The sequence below is a fragment of the Haloarcula litorea genome (assembly GCF_029338195.1).
GTDB lineage: Archaea > Halobacteriota > Halobacteria > Halobacteriales > Haloarculaceae > Haloarcula > Haloarcula litorea.
This window is the reverse complement of record NZ_CP119779.1, coordinates 791,919-808,359: the sequence shown is the minus strand read 5'-3', so window position 1 is coordinate 808,359 and position 16,441 is coordinate 791,919. Positions and strand designations below refer to the sequence as shown.

Below are 16,441 nucleotides of genomic sequence, written 5' to 3'. Positions count from 1 at the left end.
GGTCGGGCGCGGTTTGAGCGACCGCCGCCGTCGCGCAATTTAAGCGGGCCGGCGCGGTACGGCAGGGCGTGCACGCAGACGACCACACGCGGCGGACGTTCCTCGCCGGCCTGGGGACCGCCGTCGCCGGGTCGCTCGCGGGCTGTCAGTCGGGGTTCGACCCCCTGGCGGACACGGCGCTCGACGAGACGGCGGCCACGCAGTTCCGGCAGGGGCTGTTGAACCGGGGGTACACCGACCGGTCGATCCCCGCGGCCGTCGAGAAGCGGTGGTCGCTCCCGACGAACCGGGGCGACCACACGGCCGCGAAGGGGAGCCCGGTGCTGGCCCCGACCGGCGACCTGCTGGTCGCGGACGACACCGGCCGCATCCGCGCGCTCTCGACCGACGGCGAGGTCCGGTGGGCGACGACGTTCACCGACGCGGGTCGCGGGAGCCACGGGACGCCGGCGGTCGCCAACGGCACGGCCTACATCGGGGCCTACGACGGCGCGGTGTCGGCCATCGACGTCGAGACCGGCCGGCGGCGCTGGCGGACGGAGCTCGGGGACGCCATCGGCGCGAGCCCGACCTACTACAACGGCGTGCTGTACGTCGCGGTCGAACACGCGGCCCCGAGCGGCAGCGTCGCGGCCGTCGACGCCGCCACCGGCAGCGTCCAGTGGCGCGACACGCGGCCGACGAACCACCCCCACTCGACGGTGGCGCTGGACCGCGAGCACGGCGTCCTCCTCTTCGGTTCGAACGACGGCCGCGTCTACGCGTGGACGTTCCCCGGGCTGGAGCGGGCCTGGACCTACGACACCGGCGACGACGTGAAGGCTCCCGTCGCCGTCGACGACGGCGTCGCCGTCGTCCCGTCGTGGGCCGAGACGATCACCGCCGTCGACGTGACCGACGGCTCGATGCGCTGGGAGTTCGAGACCGGCGCGGACGCGATGTGTGCGCCGGCGGTCCACGACGGCACCGTCTACGTCGGCAGCCACGACGACCACCTCTACGCCCTCGACCGGGACACCGGCGAGGAGCAGTGGCGCTTCGAGACCGGCGGCTGGCTCATCGGCAGCGTCGTCGCCACGCCCGACCACGTGCTGGTCGGGTCCTACGACACGCACCTCTACGCCGTCGACCGGGCGACCGGCGACCTCGCGTGGGCCGTCGAGAACCGCGGCCACGTCAGCAGCGCCCCGCTGGTGACGGCGGACGCGATCTACTACACGGAGCGGGCGGTCGACGGCGACCCCGACCGGCCGGGGATGTGTTACGCGCTCACGCCGGCGTAGCGAAGCGAAATCCCTTACCGCCCGGGTCGTCGAGTGCGAGGTATGAGCACCATCCGGGTCGTCTGGGGGACCGCCACCGGCCCGACGGCACTCTCGTCCTACGACGCCGCGCTCGCCGAGGCGGGGGTCCACAACTACAACCTCCTCACCCTCTCGTCGGTCATCCCCGCCGGCCCGGCCGTCGAGGTGGTCGGGACGGCCCCCGACCTCGGGCCGCCCGGCGAGGCCCTGGAGGTCGTCCAGTCGGCGGCCACCGCCGCGCCCGGCGAGCGCGCGGCCGCCGGCGTCGGCTGGGCGCGCACCGGCGACGGCCCCGGGATCTTCTACGAGGTCGAGGGTGTCGACCCCGACGCGGTCCGGGCGGAGATCCGCGAGGGGCTGGCCGCTGGCCGGGCCCTCCGGGACTGGGAGTTCGTCGAGGAGGAGATCCACGTCCGGTCGGTCGCGCCCGACGACGACCACGCCACGGCGGCCGTGCTGGCGACCTACGGCGAGAGCCACCCCGTCGTCTGAGACGCCGGGCCGGTCGGGGAGAACGCGCCCGCGTCTCACTCGCTTCCACCCGGGCGGGAGTCGGAGCGCACCGGCTGGCCGTCCGAAGACGTCCCGTCTCCACCGCCGACACCGACAGCCCCTCGCGGGAGCCACGGGCTTTATACCACCACGCCGCATACCGGGACAGGAACCCCGATGTACGGGAACACGCCGTTCGGCAACGAGACGGAGGCGGTGACGCTCACGCAGGACCAACGGAAGGCGCTGCGCCGCGATCTCGCGGGCGTCGCCGCCCGGACCCGCGAGCTGCTGCCCGGCGAGTTCGTCGTCGGGTCCGAGATCAGCGAGGGCGAGGCCGGACCCCGCGCCAGGATCGCCGTCCAGCCGCCGGTCGGCTCCGTCGTCAGCGCCGACTACACGCCCGAGGACCCCGAGAGCGCGACCATCTCCGACGACGAGCGCGACGACCTCGCCCAGGGGATCGCTGCCTCCGCCGCTCTGCAGGTCAAGCAGGTGATGGGCGAGGAGACGACGCCGACGGCACAGTAACGACCTACCGTTCCGTGGCGACCGGCGGATCGTAGAACAGCGCGTAGCCGATGGACCCGCCGGCCGGGAGGCTCCCGGCGGCCAGCGCGCCGACGACCGACAGCGACGTCACCACGGCACCACACGCCGCCAGCAGCATCGACAGGGCGATACTGGCGAGGACGAGGTCGGCCGTCGAGAGGAAGGGGGCGACTCCGATCACTGTACCGACACGCAGCAGCGCCGGCTAATTAAATATTATTACTCGGGCTCGGCCTCCACCGTCTCGACCAGGTCGGCGACGCTCTCGTCGAGCCGGTCGGCGATCCGGCGGGCCTCCGCGACGGCGTCGCCGTCGCCGGCGTCGTCGAGCGCGGCCCGCAGCCGGTCGAGATCAGCGCCCACGTCGGCCGCGACCGTCTCGGCGACCCGCTGGAGCTCCTCGCGGTGGCGGGCCTGGTCTGTGAGCCGACGGACGATGCCGGCCGTCCCGCGGAACTCCCCCTCGGGTGCCGGCAGCAACGCCATGTGGTCGACACAGCGGACGGTCGCACCCGAGGCGGTCGTCACTTCCCGCTCGAACTGGATCGACGTGCGGTGGTCGGCCTCCCGAAGGAGGTCGATGTGGTCCCGCGCGGCCTGGCGGCTGTCCTCGTCCATCAGGAGGGAGACGCGCTCGCCCAGCAGCTCCTCGGGCTCGTAGCCGGTCAGGCCCTCCGCGTTCGCGACGAACTGGAAGACGCCGTCGTCGTCCAGCGCGTAGACGAAGTCGTCGACGGCCTCGACGACGGTCCGGTACCACGTCATCTCCCGGTCGGTGCGGGCCCGGTCGACGGCCTGCCGGACGCGGTTGGCCAACAGCGTGTGGGGGTCGCCGCTGACGTCCTTCTGGACGTAGTCGGTCACGCCGGCGGAGATGGCGTCGCTGGCGACCTCCTCGGACCCCTTCGCCGTGTAGAGGATGAACGGGAGGTCCGGGTGGTCGGCGCGGACGGCCGCCAGCAGGTCCAGGCCGTCACGGCCGGGCATGTCGTAGTCGCTGACGACGCAGTCGACCGGTTCGGCGTCGATGTGTGCCTCCGCCGCGTCGGCCCCGACCGCCGTCGCCGGCTCGAAGGCCCCGTCCTCCGCCGCCAGTCGGCGCGCCGTCACGTCGGCCATCGCCTCGTCGTCGTCGACACAGAGGACGCGGATCGGGCTCCCGACGGAGACGCTCATGGGTCCCGCAACGGGTGCAGAGTACAAAATATCCGTGGCCGCACACGCCGTCTACCGGGGCGCGACCCCGGCGACCGCACGGCGGACGCGAGGACCAGGCTCGTGTGTGTCCGCGGCCAACGGTCCCGTATGACACGGCGCTCGGAGACCTGCCCGAACTGCGGCCACAGCTTCAGCTACAACGAGGCGACCGGGACCGGCCCCTCGGAATTTATGAACGAGGGACAGTGCCCGAAGTGTGGGCACCACGTCAGAACGCCGCCCGGGACGTGAGACGCGGCCGACCGGGCCGAGGTCGTCGCGGGCGGACGGTCCGACCGCAGTCCCGGATCGCCTACTTCCCCCAGAAGGGGTCGCGGTTCCGGTGTTTCTCCAGGTACATCGACAGCGCCTCGCGCTCGTCGACGGAGATGTCTTCCTTCAGTTCCTGCTCCAGGATCTTCGCGTGTTTCTCCGGGATCTCCACCCAGAGGTCGTCGCCCTCCCGGATCTGCCGGCCGACGGTCGGCCCGTCGATCGAGGCCGCCAGCCGCTCGCCGGTCCGGGCCGCGTCGACGTCCTCGCCCTCGTCCTGGAGGCTCTTGAGCTGGCCGACCCGGTCGGGTTCGTCGCCGTTCCACTTGACGACGTTGACGTTGCGCCGGAGTTCGCCCGACAGCACCTCGATGCCGACGACGGCGGGGTCGGACTGACGGAACGTGTGGTCCGGGAGGACGCGGAACTTCGCCGGGCGCGTGATGTTGTCGAGGATCTGCTCCTGCTGGGCCTCCTCGATGGACGTGACGTGCTCGTCGTACTCGTCGACGAGCTGGTAGATGACGTCGTCCTCGAACAGCTTCACGTCCTCCTGGTCGGCGAGGTCGCGCGCGTCGTCGAGCACCTCGACGGAGAACGCGAGGATCGCGCGGTTGGTCGGCTCGTTGGCCGTGTCGGCGACCCGGACGTCCCGCGGCGCGACGGCACCGACCTCGGCGCGCACGATGGGGATCTCCTCCTCCTCGAGCGTGTTGGAGATGGCCTCCAGCGAGCCCAGCGTGTCGGCCTTGACGACGACGCCCTCTTCCTCCGTCGTGACGGAGATCTCCGCCAGCTCCTCGCGGACCGCCTCCTCGACCGCCTCGACGTCCTGGCCGCGGACCACCCGGATGGGCGCGCCGGCCATCGCGTCGTCGAGGTCGGGCGCGGCGATCTTCACGCCGTCGGCGGCCGCCACCTCGTCGACCTGTTCGAACTCCTGTTCGGTGCGGATCTCCTCCAGGGGTCGGGGCCGCAGCAGCGCGCGGACGTCGGTGACGATGGGACCCTGCATTCCCCCGACGACGATGGTGTCGTCCGGGCGGATGCAGCCGTCGTAGACGATGGCGTCGAGCGTCGTCCCGAAGCCCTGCGTGTCCTTGACCTCGAGGACGGTGCCGACGCCGGGGCCGGTGGTGTCGATCTCCATCTCCTCTTTCATGTACCGCTGGGAGAGGCCCATCATCACCGTCAGCAGGTCCGGGACGCCCTCGCCGGTCTCCGCGGAGACGGGGACGACGCCGATGTTGGCCTGGAAGTTCTGGACGCGCCAGTACATGTCCGCCGAGAACCCGTTGTCCGAGAGCTGGCCGATGATCTCGTAGAGCTTCTCGTCGAGGTCCGACCGCACCCGGTCGGACTGGGCGTCCATCGTCCGCTGGACGGGCTGGTTCTCGTTGGGGTTCCAGCCCGGGACGGTGTCGATCTTGTTCGCGGCGACGATAAAGGGCGTCTGGGTCCGCTTGAGGATGTCGATGGCCTCCAGGGTCTGGGGCTGGAAGCCGTCGTTGACGTCGACGACGAGGACGGCGATGTCGGCCAGCGCGCCCCCGCGAGCCCGCAGCGTCGAGAACGAGTGGTGGCCGGGCGTGTCGATAAAGAGCAGGCCCGGCAGGTCGAAGTCCGTCGGGTCGACGAGCTCGCCCGCGATCTCGGAGATGACCTCCAGCGGCACCGCCGTCGCGCCGATGTGCTGGGTGATCGCGCCGGACTCGCCGGCCGTGACGGCCGACCCGCGGATGCGGTCCAGCAGGCTGGTCTTCCCGTGGTCGACGTGGCCGAGCACCGCGACGATGGGCGTCCGGAGGCTGTGGTCGGTCTCTGTGGTGGCGTCGGTGTCAGACATAGATGGCCCCAGAAGTTACCGGAACCTGTCGGCGACGGTAGTTAAGTTCGTCGTCATCCGGCGCTCCCGCCGGTTCTGTGTCACTCGGTGACGGCGAACGACCCGTCCATCCCGAGGCTCTGGTGGGGGACACAGTGGTACTCGTACTCGCCCGCGACCGCGAAGGTGTGCGAGTGGGTGTACCCTTCGGGGTACGTGTCGTCGCCGGGGGTCCCCCGCCAGTCGCTGCCCGACGGCGTCGCCGTCGGCTCGACGTTGTGTCCGCCGCCCTCCCACACCCACTGGACGGTGTCGCCGACCGCGATCTCGAACGTCTCGGGCTCGAAGACGAAGCCGTCCGGCGCGACTGCCACCCGCTGGTCCGGGTCGCCGGCGGGCGTCGCCGTCGCGGTGGCGGTCGGCGTCTCGGTATCGGTCGCCGTCGCGGTGGCGGTCGACGTCTCCGTCGCGGTGGTGGTCGGCGTCTCCGTCGCGGTGTCGGTCGGTGTCGGGGTGTCCGTCGGCGCGTCGGTGGCCGTCCCGCCCCCACCGTCGCCCCCGCCGCACCCGGCTAACAGGCCCGTCACGCCGGCACCGACTGCCGCGAGGAACTGCCGTCGAGAGTCCGTCATCACTCTCCCTGGGGGTCCCACCCGGATAACGGTGGGTGTCGCCGGGGCCGGCAACACCCGGCTGACGGGCGTCGGACGCCCCGTGGCGTTTATGGTATCTCGCGCGGAAGGGCGCGTATGCCCGAGATACTCGCCGAGAACCTCTCCGGAAAGGACGTGATGGGGAGCGACGGGAAGGAACTGGGTAGCCTCTACAACATCACGATGGACCTCTCCTCGGGGGCGCTGAACCATCTGGTCATCGAGCCCGCCGACTCCCTGCACACCACGGACTTCGAGTACAGCGAGGAGGGCCACCTGCTCGTCCCCGTCGAACAGGTGACGGCAGTCAAGGACCACATGATCGTCGACCGGTAGATGTACGTTCTCGACTCGTCGGCGTTCATCAACGAGTACCACACGGAGGAGCAGATCGCGACCATCCCGCTGGTCCGCGAGGAACTGGAAGACGAGGCCGCGTACCGATTCGACGCGCTGGAGGGGTCGGGGATGCACCTCCACATCCCGGAGGAGGAGACCGTCGAGCGCATCGAGCGCGCCGCCCGCGAGACGGGCGACCTCGACGAACTCTCGGAGACGGACGTCCGCCTGGTGGCGGCGGCGTTCGAACTCGACGGGCACCTCGTCACCGACGACTACGCGATGCAGAACGTCGCGGAGAAGCTCGACGTCGCCGTCGAGGTCATCGACCGCGACGGGATCACCGAGCAGCGGGACTGGCTGTTCCAGTGTGCGGGCTGTGGCCGGGAGTTCGAGGAGAACCACGACCGCTGTCCGGTCTGTGGCAGTTCGCTCTCGCGGAAGAACCCCGCCTGAAACCCGGCTCAGACCCGCTGTTCCTCGACGTCGTCCAGTCCGCGGTCGATGAGCTGTTTGATGACTGCCTCCTCGCTGATGCCGTAGCGGCGCGCCAGCACCGCGATCGCCCGGGCCTGGTCGTCGTCACACGTGACCGTGTACCGGGTCGACATACCACTCTCTCGGACAGCGTGATAGATAAACTCCCGTCAGACGGCTGTCACACGCGGTCAGCCGGGCACCGGGACGCCGGCCGTGACGGTGTAGTAGTTGACGACGAACAGCCCGGCGTTCCAGAGCCCGTGGGCCAGCGCCGGCACGGCGATGTTCTCGGTGTACTCGTAGAGGACGCCCAGCACCAGCCCCAGCGACCCGGCGACGAGGATGTAGGTCCACGCGCTGCCGGAACTGACGGCGGCGTAGTGACCGACGCCGAACAGCGCGCTCGCGAGGACGATCCCCGGGACGACGCCGAACGACCGGCGGAACAGCCCCTGTACGACCCCGCGGAAGACCAGCTCCTCGCCCGGCCCCACGAGCAGCAGCGAGACGGGGACCATCCAGAGGAACAGCTCGGGGTTGGCACGCCCCTGCTCGACGATGTTGTTCTGCCCGGTCTCGACGCCGACGCCGAACAGCGACTCGACGAGCGCCGAGAGCGCGGCGACGACGGCGTCCATCACCACCGCGCTCAGGAGGACGGCGACGACGCCGACCAGCGCCCACCCGACCGTCGACGCGGAGGGCGACCGGACGTGGACGAGCCCGGGCTCGTCGCGCAGCCGCACGAAGCCGACGGCGGCGAGGAGGAAGCCGACGAACGCCAGCCCGTTCAACAGCGCGTACAGCGGGGCCGACACCTGCGTGGCGTCCAGTTCCTCGACGCCGGCGAGCGACGTCGCGATGCTGCCGATGACGGCGGCGAGCAGGAACGCGGCCGCGACCACCGCCAGGGCACGGACGACGCTCGTGACGACGGTCCGGCCGTCGGCGACGTCGACGTATGGGGGAGCGAGAGACATACGACCGTTGGGGACCGGTAGGGCGGCGCGGTTCAAGACCCCCTCGGTTACGCGCCGTCGCTGCCGATCCGCCGGGTCGGCCGCTCGGCGACGGCCCGCGTCTCCTCGGTGTCATCGCCCCGCAACAGCGCGCGGGCGGCCCGCTTGCCCCACTCGACGGCCGGCTGGGTGAACGTCTCGACGCCGGCCAGTTCCCCCACGAGGACGCAGGCGGCCGCCATCGAGTAGAGCAGTTCGCCCAGGCCGCGGGCGTCCAGCCGGTCGAGTTCGATCTCGACGGCGGGTCGACCGGCCGCCGAGAGGCTTGCGACGGTGGCGTCACACTCCGCGGCGAGCAGCTCGCCCAGGTCCGCCCCCGAGAGGTACGACAGCGACTCGTGGCCGGCGTCGGGGACCGCCACCGCTGGCTGGTCGCCGACCCGAACGACGCTCACCACCTTGTCTCTGCGGCCGGCCCGGTACAGCTGGAGCTGTGAGTGCTGGTCGGTCACGCCAAGCGCCCGCGCCGGCGTCTGCCCGCGCCCGTCCTTCCCGAGGCTCTCGGCCCAGAGCTGTGCGAACCACTCGGCGAACGGCTCCAGCCGCTCGGCGTAGGGGACCACGGCGTTGACCGTCGCGCCCCGCTCCTCCAGCGCGTAGGTCACCGCGCCGTAGGCGTAGGCCGGCGAGTCGTGCAGCGACGGGCCCAGGTCGTCGGCCGCCTCGGCGGCCCCCCGCAACAGCCCCTCGATATCGAGGCCGAGGATCGCGGCCGGCACCAGCCCCACCGCCGAGAGCACGGAGAAGCGACCGGGGACGCCGTCGGGCACCGGCAGCGTGGGCAGGTCCTCGGCGTCGGCCAGCGCCCGGAGCGGTCCCGCCTCGCCGGTCGTGACGACGGTGCGGTCGGTCCAGTCGACGCCGCGGTCCTCGTAGGCCTCGCGGACGACGAGGAAGTTCGCCAGCGTCTCGGCCGTCGTCCCGGACTTCGAGACGACGTTGACCGCTGTCTCGGAGAGCGGGAGGTCCGCGAGCGTCCGCTCGACGTGTTCCGGGTCGACGTTGTCCAGCACGACGTGGCGGTCGGGGTCGTCGGCCAGCGCCGCCGTGACGGTCCTGGCACCGAGCGCGGACCCGCCGATACCGACCGTGAGGACGTACTCGGCGTCGGCGACGGGGGCGACGGCCGCCCGGATCGCACCGGGATCGGTCCGGTCCGGGAGGTTCAGCGCCGCGTAGCCGAACTCGTCGGCCTCGCGGCCCCGAGCGATGCGCCCGTGTGCGTCCGCGACCCGCTCGTCCAGCGCGTCGAGGGCGTCCTCGTCGACCCCTGGCTCGGCGACGCTGCCGAGCGCGGGGCCGATGTCGACGTACATAGACGTCCGCTCGCCCGCCTCGTACATAGGTCTCGGGGGGTCGCGCTCGCCGGGGTGGCCGACTCGCGAGCCCCCCGGCCCGCCGCTCGGGAACGGGGCGCTTAACCCTGCCGTCGCCCAAGCCCGGGTATGTCGACGCCGACGACGGAGGCAGGGGGCGACGACGCCTACAACGGGCTCCCGGGTGCGTTCGTCTACGCGCTCCGGGCCTCGGACTCGCTGCTGTTCCGCGCGTACCTCGTCGCCGCGCTCCTGCTGTCGCTGGCGATCACGCTCGTGTTCGTCTTCGGGCTGATCACGGTGCTGGGCGCGACCGCCGGCGCGCGCGGCGGGACGTTCACGTTCTCGCGATCGTTCGTCCTGTTCGTCGGCCTGCTCGTCGTCGCGCCGCTCCTGGCCCCGGTCCTCCTGGTCGCCCGCCGCCACCGCCGGACCGGCTCGTCGGTGGCCTACGACCGCGGGCTGGCGCTGTCGGGCGTCCTGTTCGTCCTGTCGCTGTACGTGGGACTGGTCATCTCTGCCCCGCCTGGCGCGCGGGACCCGGCCGGCAACGCCGTCGTGGCCGCGCTGTACGCGCTCCCGCAGCTGGCCGGGCTGGTCCCGCCGCTGCTGGCCGCCGCCGGCGTCTACGTCGCTCACCGACTCCTCCGGTAGCGCCGGGTCGAAACGGGGAAGGGTGGGGCCGGTCTACCGCCGCCTATGCCCAAGGAGGGAACGTTTCTGGTCACGCACGCCGACGGCGAGTCGGCGACGCTGCGGGACGTGGTCGACGCACAGGTGCTGACGCTCTCGGAGAACCCCGGCTTCGAGGAGGGGGCCGTCGTCGAGGCCACCGTCGCCGCCGAGCCGCCGATGGAGGTGACCTACGAGGTGGTCGAGGTGAGCGCCGAGCGGACCGTCCCCGTCGAGCGGACCGACCTCGAACCGACGACGCAGGCCACGGAGCTGGCCGCCGACCAGCCCGTGGGCGAGGTGACGACCGTCGAGCGGGCCGGCGAGGGGGAACTCCACGTCCTGACGGTGCCCGAGGACGGGACCGACGAGGCGGCCGAGGACGTGGTCGCCGACGAGGGGACCCTCGAACGGGCCGCCCGGCTGGGCGTCGACCGCGTCGAGGTCCGGACGAGCGACGGCGTGGTGAGCGTCCGTTACCTCCCGGACTGAGCGGTCGCGGCTATCGCCGCTCCCCGTCGGGGTGCTTCGCGCCTCGCAGTCGCCGCGTCGCTCCGAGGGGCGACTCGCTCGGGTCGGTCGCCACACGTCCGTATTGCTCCGCGGGTCGCTGCTTCGCGGCTGTCGCCGCTCGCCCTCAAGGCGCTTCGCGCCTCGCACTCCCCGCTCCGCTTCGAGGGCCGACTCGCTCGTTTCGCTCGCTCGTCGCCCCTCGCAGATTAAGAAGGCTTATTCGGGGCCACGCCACACCCACGCCCATATGGTCGCGTTCGAGGTCCCGGAGGTCGACTACACCCAGTACTCCAACCGCCAGCTGCTGGCGGTGCCGCTGGCGGTGCTGGCGGTCGCGCTGCTGGTGCTGGCGGCGTGGTGGGCGATGACGGGCTCGCCCGTCGCCCTCGGGGTCGACTTCACGGGCGGATCGGAGGTCACGGTCGAGACGACGCTCTCCCCGTCGGAGATCCGACAGACCTTCGACGAGCCGGTCACGTCGGTGCAGGGGGTACAGGGCCGGACGAACCAGTACATCGTCACGTTCGACTCCTCGAACATCGACGCGATTCGGGGGACCGCCGACGAGAGCGGGCAGATGGAACTGCTGTCCAGCGGGACCACCTCCCCGCTCTTCGGCGCGTCGAACCAGCGCCTCGCCGTCGTCGGCCTCGGCGTCGCCTTCCTGGGGATGAGCCTGCTCGCGTTCGGGCTGTTCCGGACGTTCGTCCCCAGCCTCGCCATCGTCGTCTCGGCGTTCTCGGACATCGTCATCCCCATCGCCGTGATGAACCTCGTCGGCATCAAGCTCTCGCTGGGGACCGTCGCGGCGCTGCTGATGCTGATCGGGTACTCGGTGGACTCCGACATCCTGTTGACGAACCACGTCCTCCGTCGGTCCGGCGGCTTCTACGAGTCCACCTACCGGGCGATGCGGACCGGCGTCACGATGACCGTCACCTCCATCGCCGCGATGACGGTGATGGCCGTCGCCGCGACGATCTTCGGCATCGAGCTGATGGCCTCCATCGGGATCGTGCTGGTGCTGGGGCTCACTGCGGACCTGATGAACACCTACATGCTCAACGTCTCCCTGCTGCGCTGGTACAAGTACGAGGGGGTCAACCGATGAGCGCCCTCCGCGAGAACTGGCGGATCGCCCTGCTGGTGGTCCTGCTGCTGGTCAGCACCGTCGCGCTGTTCGTCCCCGGCGCGCCGCCGGGGCTGTCGGCCGACGAGGGGGCCGGCAACGCCACCACGTCGACGAACCTCCAGTACGGCATCCAGCTGTCGGGCGGGACGCGAATCCGTGCGCCCGTGGTCGGGATGACCGCCGAGGGCGTCCAGATCACCGCCAACGGCTCCAGCGCGGAACTGTCGATGGCCCGGCAACTCGGCGTCGATCCCATCGACGTGGAGGTGCGCCGCGGCGCACCCGGCGAGAACGGCACCGTCGAGGTGTTCACGCGCAACGTCACCGAACAGGAGTTCCGCGCGGCGCTGGAGGCCGAGGGGTACGGCTCGCCGACGATCCGCGACGGCGTGACCGCCGAGACGCGGGCGGCGATGGTCGAGAGCATCGAGGAGAAGATCTCGACCTCCGCGCTCAGCGGCGGTCGCGTCCAGTCGGTCTCCGCGCCGGGCGGCCGGAACTTCATCAGCATCACCGCGCCGGACCGCGAACCGGCGGAGCTGCGCGACATCCTCGACGAGCGGGGCGTGGTCCGGGTCTACGCCGTCCACCGGGCCAACGGCACCTGGCAGCACGACCAGGTCATCTCGCAGGGTGACTTCGCCGGCATCGGGACCGCACAGGAGACACAGGGAGCCAACCCCGAGGCGTTCGTCCCGGTGACGCTCGAACAGCGGGCCGCCGAGCAGTTCCAGCAGGAGATGCGCCGGGTCGGGTTCGCCGACGGCAGCGGGGTCCGGTGTTCGGCCAGCCGCGGCGAACACGACACCGTCGAGAGCATCAACTCCACCTGTCTGGTGGCGACGCTGAACGGCGAACCGGTGTTCATCGGCGGCATCCAGCCGGGCCTCTCGCAGTCGTTCGCCGACGGCACCTTCGCCAACGACCCCAGCTTCCGGATGTCGACCGGCCTCGTCAGCGAGGGCGGGCTGGACGACGCCCGCGAACTCTCGCTCAGCCTGAAGGCGGGTCGCCTCCCCGCGCCGCTGGACTTCGAGAGCTCCCAGCAGTTCTCGCTGGACCCGGCGCTGGCCGACCGCTTCCAGCAGAACTCGCTGGTGACGGGACTGCTCGCGGTGCTCGCGGTCAGCGGCGTCGTCTACGCCCGCTACGGCCGGCCGGAGGTGGCGCTGCCGATGATCGTCACCGCGCTCTCGGAGGTGTACCTGCTACTTGGCTTCGTCGCGTTCGTCCAGTACCCGCTGAACCTCTCGCACCTGGCCGGCTTCATCGCCGTCATCGGGACGGGGGTCGACGACCTCATCATCATCGCCGACGAGATCCTCCAGCAGGGGAAAGTCGAGACGGGCCGGGTGTTCGAGAGCCGGTTCCGGAAGGCGTTCTGGGTCATCGGCGCGGCCGCCGCCACCACCATCGTCGCGATGAGCCCGCTGATGGTGCTGTCGCTGGGCGACCTCTCCGGGTTCGCCATCATCACCATCGTCGGCGTGCTCATCGGCGTGCTCATCACGCGGCCGGCCTACGGCGACATCCTGCGGAACCTCGTGTTAGACGAGGAGTGAACCGGCCCGGAGCTCTCAGGTTCGTCTCTCGCGGAGAACCGTCGTATGCTAGGGAGTACCACATTTCCTCAGATTAGCTTATTACCCCCGGTGCCGTACGTTCACATCCCGCAAGCGCGGGGACACACCGGACGACGCATCTCAGAGCGCCCGATCAGGGTGCGAAGGGATGCGTTGGGGGCAACAACCGAGCGGCTCATAACAGGGCTCCGAGGTCGACGCTCCGAAGGAGAACCGCCACAGCCCACCTCTGTCCCGGCCGGCCGGGGCAGCGCGAAGGCCAAGTACCGGACGTCACGTGAGTGGCGTTCGGGAACCCGACACGCCGGCAAACGCTGGTGAAAGCCCAGACAAAGCCCGCGAGGGCAAGGCCGGTGGGAACCCGGCTACAGCCGGCACCGGTGTCGGAAGGGCCGTACGGGCTGTCGAAAACAGCTCCCGTCCGGGTCCAAGCCGCGTTCGCGGAATTTTGCCGTTCAGAACTCGCCGAGCGACGACTGTTCGGCGGCCGCCAGCACGTCCTCGCAGGTCGACCACGACCCCCGGGCGCAGTCGGGCAGGTCGCCGTGGGTCTCGACGTACGACGCGAGGAACCGGCGGGTCGTCGGGTCGCTTGGATACCCGGAGCCGACCTCGCCGTACGCCTCGGCCAGCGCCGCGACGTGAGCGTCCCGGGCCACCTTCGCGACGATGGAGGCCGCGCCCACCAGCGGGTCCGTCCCGTCGGCCCCGTGTGCGGCGGTCACGTCGACGTCCGCTCCCACCCGGTCGGCGACCCGGCGACCGAACCGCTCGGCGTCGGTGTCGCCCGCGTCGACGGTGCCGGCGAGGCCGTCGGTGGCGACCCCCGACAGCGCCTCGGCGTGGGCCGCGACGGTCAGCGTGTTCATGTCCGTCGACGGGTCGTCGATGCGGGCGACGGGGACCTCGGCGACGGCGACCGCGTCGGCGGCCGCGCGGACGGCCGCGTCCAACTCCTCGCGCCGGTCGGGGCGGATGTCCTTCGAGTCCCCGACGCCGTCGGGCAGCGCCGCCGGGTCGGCCCGCACGGCGGCGGCGAACATCGACCCCAGCACGGGCCCCTTGCCGGCCTCGTCGACGCCGAATCGCATAGCCGGTGGGTCGCCGGACGCTCCGAAAACGGTTGCGGTCGGTCGTCGGTCAGGACCCCCGGCCGGGGTTGCCGCCGCTCCGGCCCGGCGGGTTCGGCCCGGGCCGAAAGGTGAGCTTTCTCGCTCGGGCGCTCGACAGGCGAACGCTACACGAAAGGTTGAGGTGCTGGAGCGAGATACCCAACTGACGATGCCCGAGTTGGACGCCGTCTATCGCGCGCTGGCCGCAGAGGAGCGGCGTCTCGCCCTGGTCGAACTCCAGCGACACCGGACGATCACGCTCGCGGACCTCGCCGAACTGGTCGCCGAGGCGGAGACGGGGGCGGACATCGCCGACATTCCCGAGGAACGGGTCACGGACACCTACTTCTCGCTGTACCACAGCCACGTCCCGACGCTGGAGGAGTGCGGGCTGGTGAGCTACGATCAGGACGACGACCTCGTGTCGGCGGCCGACGACTGCGGGGAGGTCCTCGACAGGGTTCGCGAGAACCTCGAACGGCTCCAGCAGCGGACGGCGGTCGAGGACTAGTCGAGGAGGAACTCCGACTTCGCGAACGGTTCGCTCTCGCCCTGCACGTCGACGACGTCCAGCGCCGTCACCTCGGCGTCGACCCCCAGCAGCCCGGCGAGGCTCGGCTCCGTGCGCCCGCCGTCGCTGGAGACCAGTTCCTTCACGTACAGCCCGCCCTCGCCGTGGATGCGGACGACTCCGTGGGTCTCGTCGACGAGGTCGCCGCCGGCCTCGTACACGTCCCGGGTCCGCGTGATGTCCGCGCGGCGGTGGGCGACCCGCTGGGGGGTCTCCTGTTCGACGGTCGCGCCGGTCAGCTCCGCGAGCGCGTCCTCGAGGGCCGACTCGGTCACCGGCTCGGCGAACTCGACGTCCATCCGGTAGGTCTTGGAGGCGTCCAGCTCCTTCACGCGCTCGACCATCTCGTGGGTCGCCAGCCGGATGCCCTCGACCTCGACCTTCCCGTCGGCGAACTCGTTGATCTCGCGTTCGAGGGCCGTCGTGTCCACGTCGCGGGTCCGGGGCTGATCCACCTCGACGACGAACGGCCGGCCCGACTCCAGCATCAGCGCGTCCACGTCCTCGCGGCCCGCGCCGTGGAAGGTGGCGGCGGAGCCGTCCATCGCCTCCTTCACGACGGGCGCGGTCAGCTGCTCGACGCTCTCGTCGTAGCGGTAGCCCGTGCCGTCACAGCCCTCGCAGGGCTGGCCCTGCCAGAGCCCGGTGCCGTTGCAGTCGTTGCAGGGCCACCGCGTCTGGGGGATGTCCCGCTCCAGCTTCCGGTAGCGGCCGTAGACGAACGCGGAGTTGACGGTCACGTCGACCTCGTCGGTCGCCAGGTCGAGGGTGAACTGGACGTGGGGGCGGCCGAACTCCACCTCGGCGTCGGTCAGGCGGCCGACGCGCTTGCCCACCTCGCGGTTGAGTTCGGTCTTCAGCGCCTCCCCGGCATCCGGGTCGAGGCCGGCGTCCTCGCGCAGCAGGGCGTCGTTCTCCTCCAGCAGGGGCGGCACCTTCGTCCCGACCTGGTAGGTCGAGAAGTCGTACCCCTGGACGGCGGTGGCGGCCTGCTCGGCCCACCAGTCGACGCGTGCGCACTCCCCCTCGCAGACCCAGCAGTCCCCGCCGGCCTCGAAGTCCTCGTCGGCCTCGAGCGCGAGGGTCACGCGGAGGGCGTGGCCCCGCTCGGCGTTGGTCAGCCCGAAACTCCGGTCGGCGAACAGCCGCCCGAGGCAGGGGTCACAGAGCGGCCCCGTGTCGAGGGCGGCCCGGGCGTCGTCCAGTACGCTCATTACCGGCCCGACGCGGCCGGCCCGTAACTGCGTTTCGACCTCCGGGTCGGGCTCAGGGGACCTTGACGTACGCGTGGCAGCCCGGCCAGCGAGGCCGCGAGATCACCCGATTGCACATCTCCCGTTGGCCCGCAGACGAGATAAACTGCACCCCCCGGTCGCTCGCGGAACGGGCGACCGGCGACCGAAACGGC

Annotated in this window: 20 protein-coding genes; 11 read left to right on the top strand and 9 right to left on the bottom strand. The window is 71.2% G+C overall.

Features of this window, described 5'->3' with window-relative positions; all coding sequences use genetic code 11:
- Positions 1-68: 68 nt before the first annotated feature.
- The 3 genes from P0592_RS04255 (at position 69) to P0592_RS04245 (ending at position 2,327) form a co-directional block, all read left to right on the top strand.
- On the top strand, positions 69-1,283 hold the full coding sequence (locus tag P0592_RS04255; protein ID WP_276273029.1) for an outer membrane protein assembly factor BamB family protein: 1,215 nt from the start codon (positions 69-71) through the stop codon (positions 1,281-1,283).
- Between the two features lie 42 nt (positions 1,284-1,325).
- Complete coding sequence (locus P0592_RS04250; RefSeq protein WP_276273028.1) at positions 1,326-1,796, top strand: pyruvoyl-dependent arginine decarboxylase; 471 nt, start codon at positions 1,326-1,328, stop codon at positions 1,794-1,796.
- 177 nt (positions 1,797-1,973) lie between these two features.
- Positions 1,974-2,327, top strand: coding sequence for a DUF5811 family protein (locus P0592_RS04245; protein ID WP_276273027.1), 354 nt, complete (start codon positions 1,974-1,976; stop codon positions 2,325-2,327).
- Between the two features lie 4 nt (positions 2,328-2,331).
- On the opposite strand, the gene P0592_RS04240 is transcribed toward P0592_RS04245, so the two are convergent.
- Complete coding sequence (locus P0592_RS04240) at positions 2,332-2,529, bottom strand: DUF8015 family protein (protein ID WP_276273026.1); 198 nt, start codon at positions 2,527-2,529, stop codon at positions 2,332-2,334.
- Positions 2,530-2,567: 38 nt separating this feature from the next.
- Positions 2,568-3,524, bottom strand: a complete 957-nt coding sequence (locus P0592_RS04235) for a response regulator (protein WP_276273025.1) — start codon at positions 3,522-3,524, stop codon at positions 2,568-2,570.
- A 129-nt stretch (positions 3,525-3,653) separates the two neighbouring features.
- On the opposite strand from P0592_RS04235, the gene P0592_RS04230 reads away from it, so the two are divergent.
- Entirely contained in the window at positions 3,654-3,797 is a 144-nt protein-coding gene (locus P0592_RS04230; RefSeq protein ID WP_276273024.1) for a hypothetical protein, read from the top strand.
- Positions 3,798-3,858: 61 nt separating this feature from the next.
- Here the strand turns inward: P0592_RS04230 and infB are convergent, their stop codons facing one another.
- Both infB and P0592_RS04220 read right to left on the bottom strand, forming a co-directional pair.
- Positions 3,859-5,664 carry a translation initiation factor IF-2 gene (gene infB, locus P0592_RS04225; RefSeq protein ID WP_276273023.1) on the bottom strand — a complete coding sequence of 602 codons (1,806 nt, stop codon included), beginning with the start codon at positions 5,662-5,664 and terminating at the stop codon, positions 3,859-3,861.
- A gap of 80 nt (positions 5,665-5,744) precedes the next feature.
- On the bottom strand, positions 5,745-6,275 hold the full coding sequence (locus P0592_RS04220) for a plastocyanin/azurin family copper-binding protein (protein WP_276273022.1): 531 nt from the start codon (positions 6,273-6,275) through the stop codon (positions 5,745-5,747).
- Positions 6,276-6,392: 117 nt separating this feature from the next.
- Here P0592_RS04220 and P0592_RS04215 point away from each other — a divergent pair, with 117 nt between their 5' ends.
- A complete protein-coding gene (locus P0592_RS04215) occupies positions 6,393-6,632 on the top strand; it encodes a PRC-barrel domain-containing protein (protein ID WP_276273021.1) in 240 nt (79 codons plus the stop codon).
- Complete coding sequence (locus tag P0592_RS04210; RefSeq protein WP_276273020.1) at positions 6,633-7,091, top strand: NOB1 family endonuclease; 459 nt, start codon at positions 6,633-6,635, stop codon at positions 7,089-7,091.
- 8 nt (positions 7,092-7,099) lie between these two features.
- Here the strand turns inward: P0592_RS04210 and P0592_RS04205 are convergent, their stop codons facing one another.
- Genes P0592_RS04205 through P0592_RS04195 form a run of 3 tightly spaced genes read right to left on the bottom strand, consistent with a single transcriptional unit; the run spans position 7,100 to position 9,450 of the window.
- Complete coding sequence (locus tag P0592_RS04205) at positions 7,100-7,246, bottom strand: ribbon-helix-helix protein, CopG family (protein WP_276273019.1); 147 nt, start codon at positions 7,244-7,246, stop codon at positions 7,100-7,102.
- A 57-nt stretch (positions 7,247-7,303) separates the two neighbouring features.
- Complete coding sequence (locus P0592_RS04200; RefSeq protein ID WP_276273018.1) at positions 7,304-8,095, bottom strand: CPBP family intramembrane glutamic endopeptidase; 792 nt, start codon at positions 8,093-8,095, stop codon at positions 7,304-7,306.
- 47 nt (positions 8,096-8,142) lie between these two features.
- Positions 8,143-9,450 (bottom strand): glucose-6-phosphate isomerase, encoded by a 1,308-nt coding sequence (locus P0592_RS04195; protein WP_276273017.1) that lies wholly within the window; start codon positions 9,448-9,450, stop codon positions 8,143-8,145.
- Positions 9,451-9,579: 129 nt separating this feature from the next.
- Between P0592_RS04195 and P0592_RS04190 the strand changes: the two genes are divergently transcribed.
- From P0592_RS04190 to P0592_RS04175, 4 genes are all read left to right on the top strand, one after another.
- The gene (locus P0592_RS04190; RefSeq protein ID WP_276273016.1) at positions 9,580-10,104 is read left to right on the top strand and encodes a DUF8056 family protein; all 525 of its coding nucleotides are present in this window, start codon (positions 9,580-9,582) and stop codon (positions 10,102-10,104) included.
- A gap of 45 nt (positions 10,105-10,149) precedes the next feature.
- On the top strand, positions 10,150-10,614 hold the full coding sequence (locus tag P0592_RS04185) for a DUF5812 family protein (RefSeq protein ID WP_276273015.1): 465 nt from the start codon (positions 10,150-10,152) through the stop codon (positions 10,612-10,614).
- Between the two features lie 268 nt (positions 10,615-10,882).
- Positions 10,883-11,746 carry a protein translocase subunit SecF gene (gene secF / locus P0592_RS04180; RefSeq protein ID WP_276273014.1) on the top strand — a complete coding sequence of 288 codons (864 nt, stop codon included), beginning with the start codon at positions 10,883-10,885 and terminating at the stop codon, positions 11,744-11,746.
- Positions 11,743-13,329 carry a preprotein translocase subunit SecD gene (locus tag P0592_RS04175; RefSeq protein WP_276273013.1) on the top strand — a complete coding sequence of 529 codons (1,587 nt, stop codon included), beginning with the start codon at positions 11,743-11,745 and terminating at the stop codon, positions 13,327-13,329. Before secF ends, P0592_RS04175 begins: the two co-directional genes overlap by 4 nt.
- Positions 13,330-13,805: 476 nt before the next feature.
- Here the strand turns inward: P0592_RS04175 and rnhB are convergent, their stop codons facing one another.
- Positions 13,806-14,441, bottom strand: coding sequence for a ribonuclease HII (rnhB, locus tag P0592_RS04170; RefSeq protein ID WP_276273012.1), 636 nt, complete (start codon positions 14,439-14,441; stop codon positions 13,806-13,808).
- Positions 14,442-14,631: 190 nt separating this feature from the next.
- Between rnhB and P0592_RS04165 the strand changes: the two genes are divergently transcribed.
- Positions 14,632-14,973, top strand: coding sequence for a DUF7344 domain-containing protein (locus tag P0592_RS04165; RefSeq protein ID WP_276273011.1), 342 nt, complete (start codon positions 14,632-14,634; stop codon positions 14,971-14,973).
- Here P0592_RS04165 and P0592_RS04160 read toward each other — a convergent pair.
- On the bottom strand, positions 14,970-16,247 hold the full coding sequence (locus P0592_RS04160; RefSeq protein ID WP_276273010.1) for a tRNA pseudouridine(54/55) synthase Pus10: 1,278 nt from the start codon (positions 16,245-16,247) through the stop codon (positions 14,970-14,972). The two genes, P0592_RS04165 and P0592_RS04160, sit on opposite strands and share 4 nt — an antisense overlap.
- Positions 16,248-16,441 lie beyond the last annotated feature (194 nt).

What these genes read in the sequence shown, in the direction of transcription:
- infB (WP_276273023.1), bottom strand. Translation starts at nt 5,664, where the DNA reads ATGTCTGACACCGACGCCACCACAGAGACCGACCACAGCCTCCGGACG.
- P0592_RS04185 (WP_276273015.1), top strand. Translation starts at nt 10,150, where the DNA reads ATGCCCAAGGAGGGAACGTTTCTGGTCACGCACGCCGACGGCGAGTCG.
- P0592_RS04165 (WP_276273011.1), top strand. Translation starts at nt 14,632, where the DNA reads ATGCCCGAGTTGGACGCCGTCTATCGCGCGCTGGCCGCAGAGGAGCGG.
- P0592_RS04245 (WP_276273027.1), top strand. Translation starts at nt 1,974, where the DNA reads ATGTACGGGAACACGCCGTTCGGCAACGAGACGGAGGCGGTGACGCTC.
- P0592_RS04200 (WP_276273018.1), bottom strand. Translation starts at nt 8,095, where the DNA reads ATGTCTCTCGCTCCCCCATACGTCGACGTCGCCGACGGCCGGACCGTC.
- P0592_RS04235 (WP_276273025.1), bottom strand. Translation starts at nt 3,524, where the DNA reads ATGAGCGTCTCCGTCGGGAGCCCGATCCGCGTCCTCTGTGTCGACGAC.
- P0592_RS04195 (WP_276273017.1), bottom strand. Translation starts at nt 9,450, where the DNA reads ATGTACGTCGACATCGGCCCCGCGCTCGGCAGCGTCGCCGAGCCAGGG.
- P0592_RS04190 (WP_276273016.1), top strand. Translation starts at nt 9,580, where the DNA reads ATGTCGACGCCGACGACGGAGGCAGGGGGCGACGACGCCTACAACGGG.
- P0592_RS04205 (WP_276273019.1), bottom strand. Translation starts at nt 7,246, where the DNA reads ATGTCGACCCGGTACACGGTCACGTGTGACGACGACCAGGCCCGGGCG.
- P0592_RS04210 (WP_276273020.1), top strand. Translation starts at nt 6,633, where the DNA reads ATGTACGTTCTCGACTCGTCGGCGTTCATCAACGAGTACCACACGGAG.
- P0592_RS04215 (WP_276273021.1), top strand. Translation starts at nt 6,393, where the DNA reads ATGCCCGAGATACTCGCCGAGAACCTCTCCGGAAAGGACGTGATGGGG.
- secF (WP_276273014.1), top strand. Translation starts at nt 10,883, where the DNA reads ATGGTCGCGTTCGAGGTCCCGGAGGTCGACTACACCCAGTACTCCAAC.
- P0592_RS04220 (WP_276273022.1), bottom strand. Translation starts at nt 6,275, where the DNA reads ATGACGGACTCTCGACGGCAGTTCCTCGCGGCAGTCGGTGCCGGCGTG.
- P0592_RS04175 (WP_276273013.1), top strand. Translation starts at nt 11,743, where the DNA reads ATGAGCGCCCTCCGCGAGAACTGGCGGATCGCCCTGCTGGTGGTCCTG.
- rnhB (WP_276273012.1), bottom strand. Translation starts at nt 14,441, where the DNA reads ATGCGATTCGGCGTCGACGAGGCCGGCAAGGGGCCCGTGCTGGGGTCG.
- P0592_RS04160 (WP_276273010.1), bottom strand. Translation starts at nt 16,247, where the DNA reads ATGAGCGTACTGGACGACGCCCGGGCCGCCCTCGACACGGGGCCGCTC.
- P0592_RS04230 (WP_276273024.1), top strand. Translation starts at nt 3,654, where the DNA reads ATGACACGGCGCTCGGAGACCTGCCCGAACTGCGGCCACAGCTTCAGC.
- P0592_RS04250 (WP_276273028.1), top strand. Translation starts at nt 1,326, where the DNA reads ATGAGCACCATCCGGGTCGTCTGGGGGACCGCCACCGGCCCGACGGCA.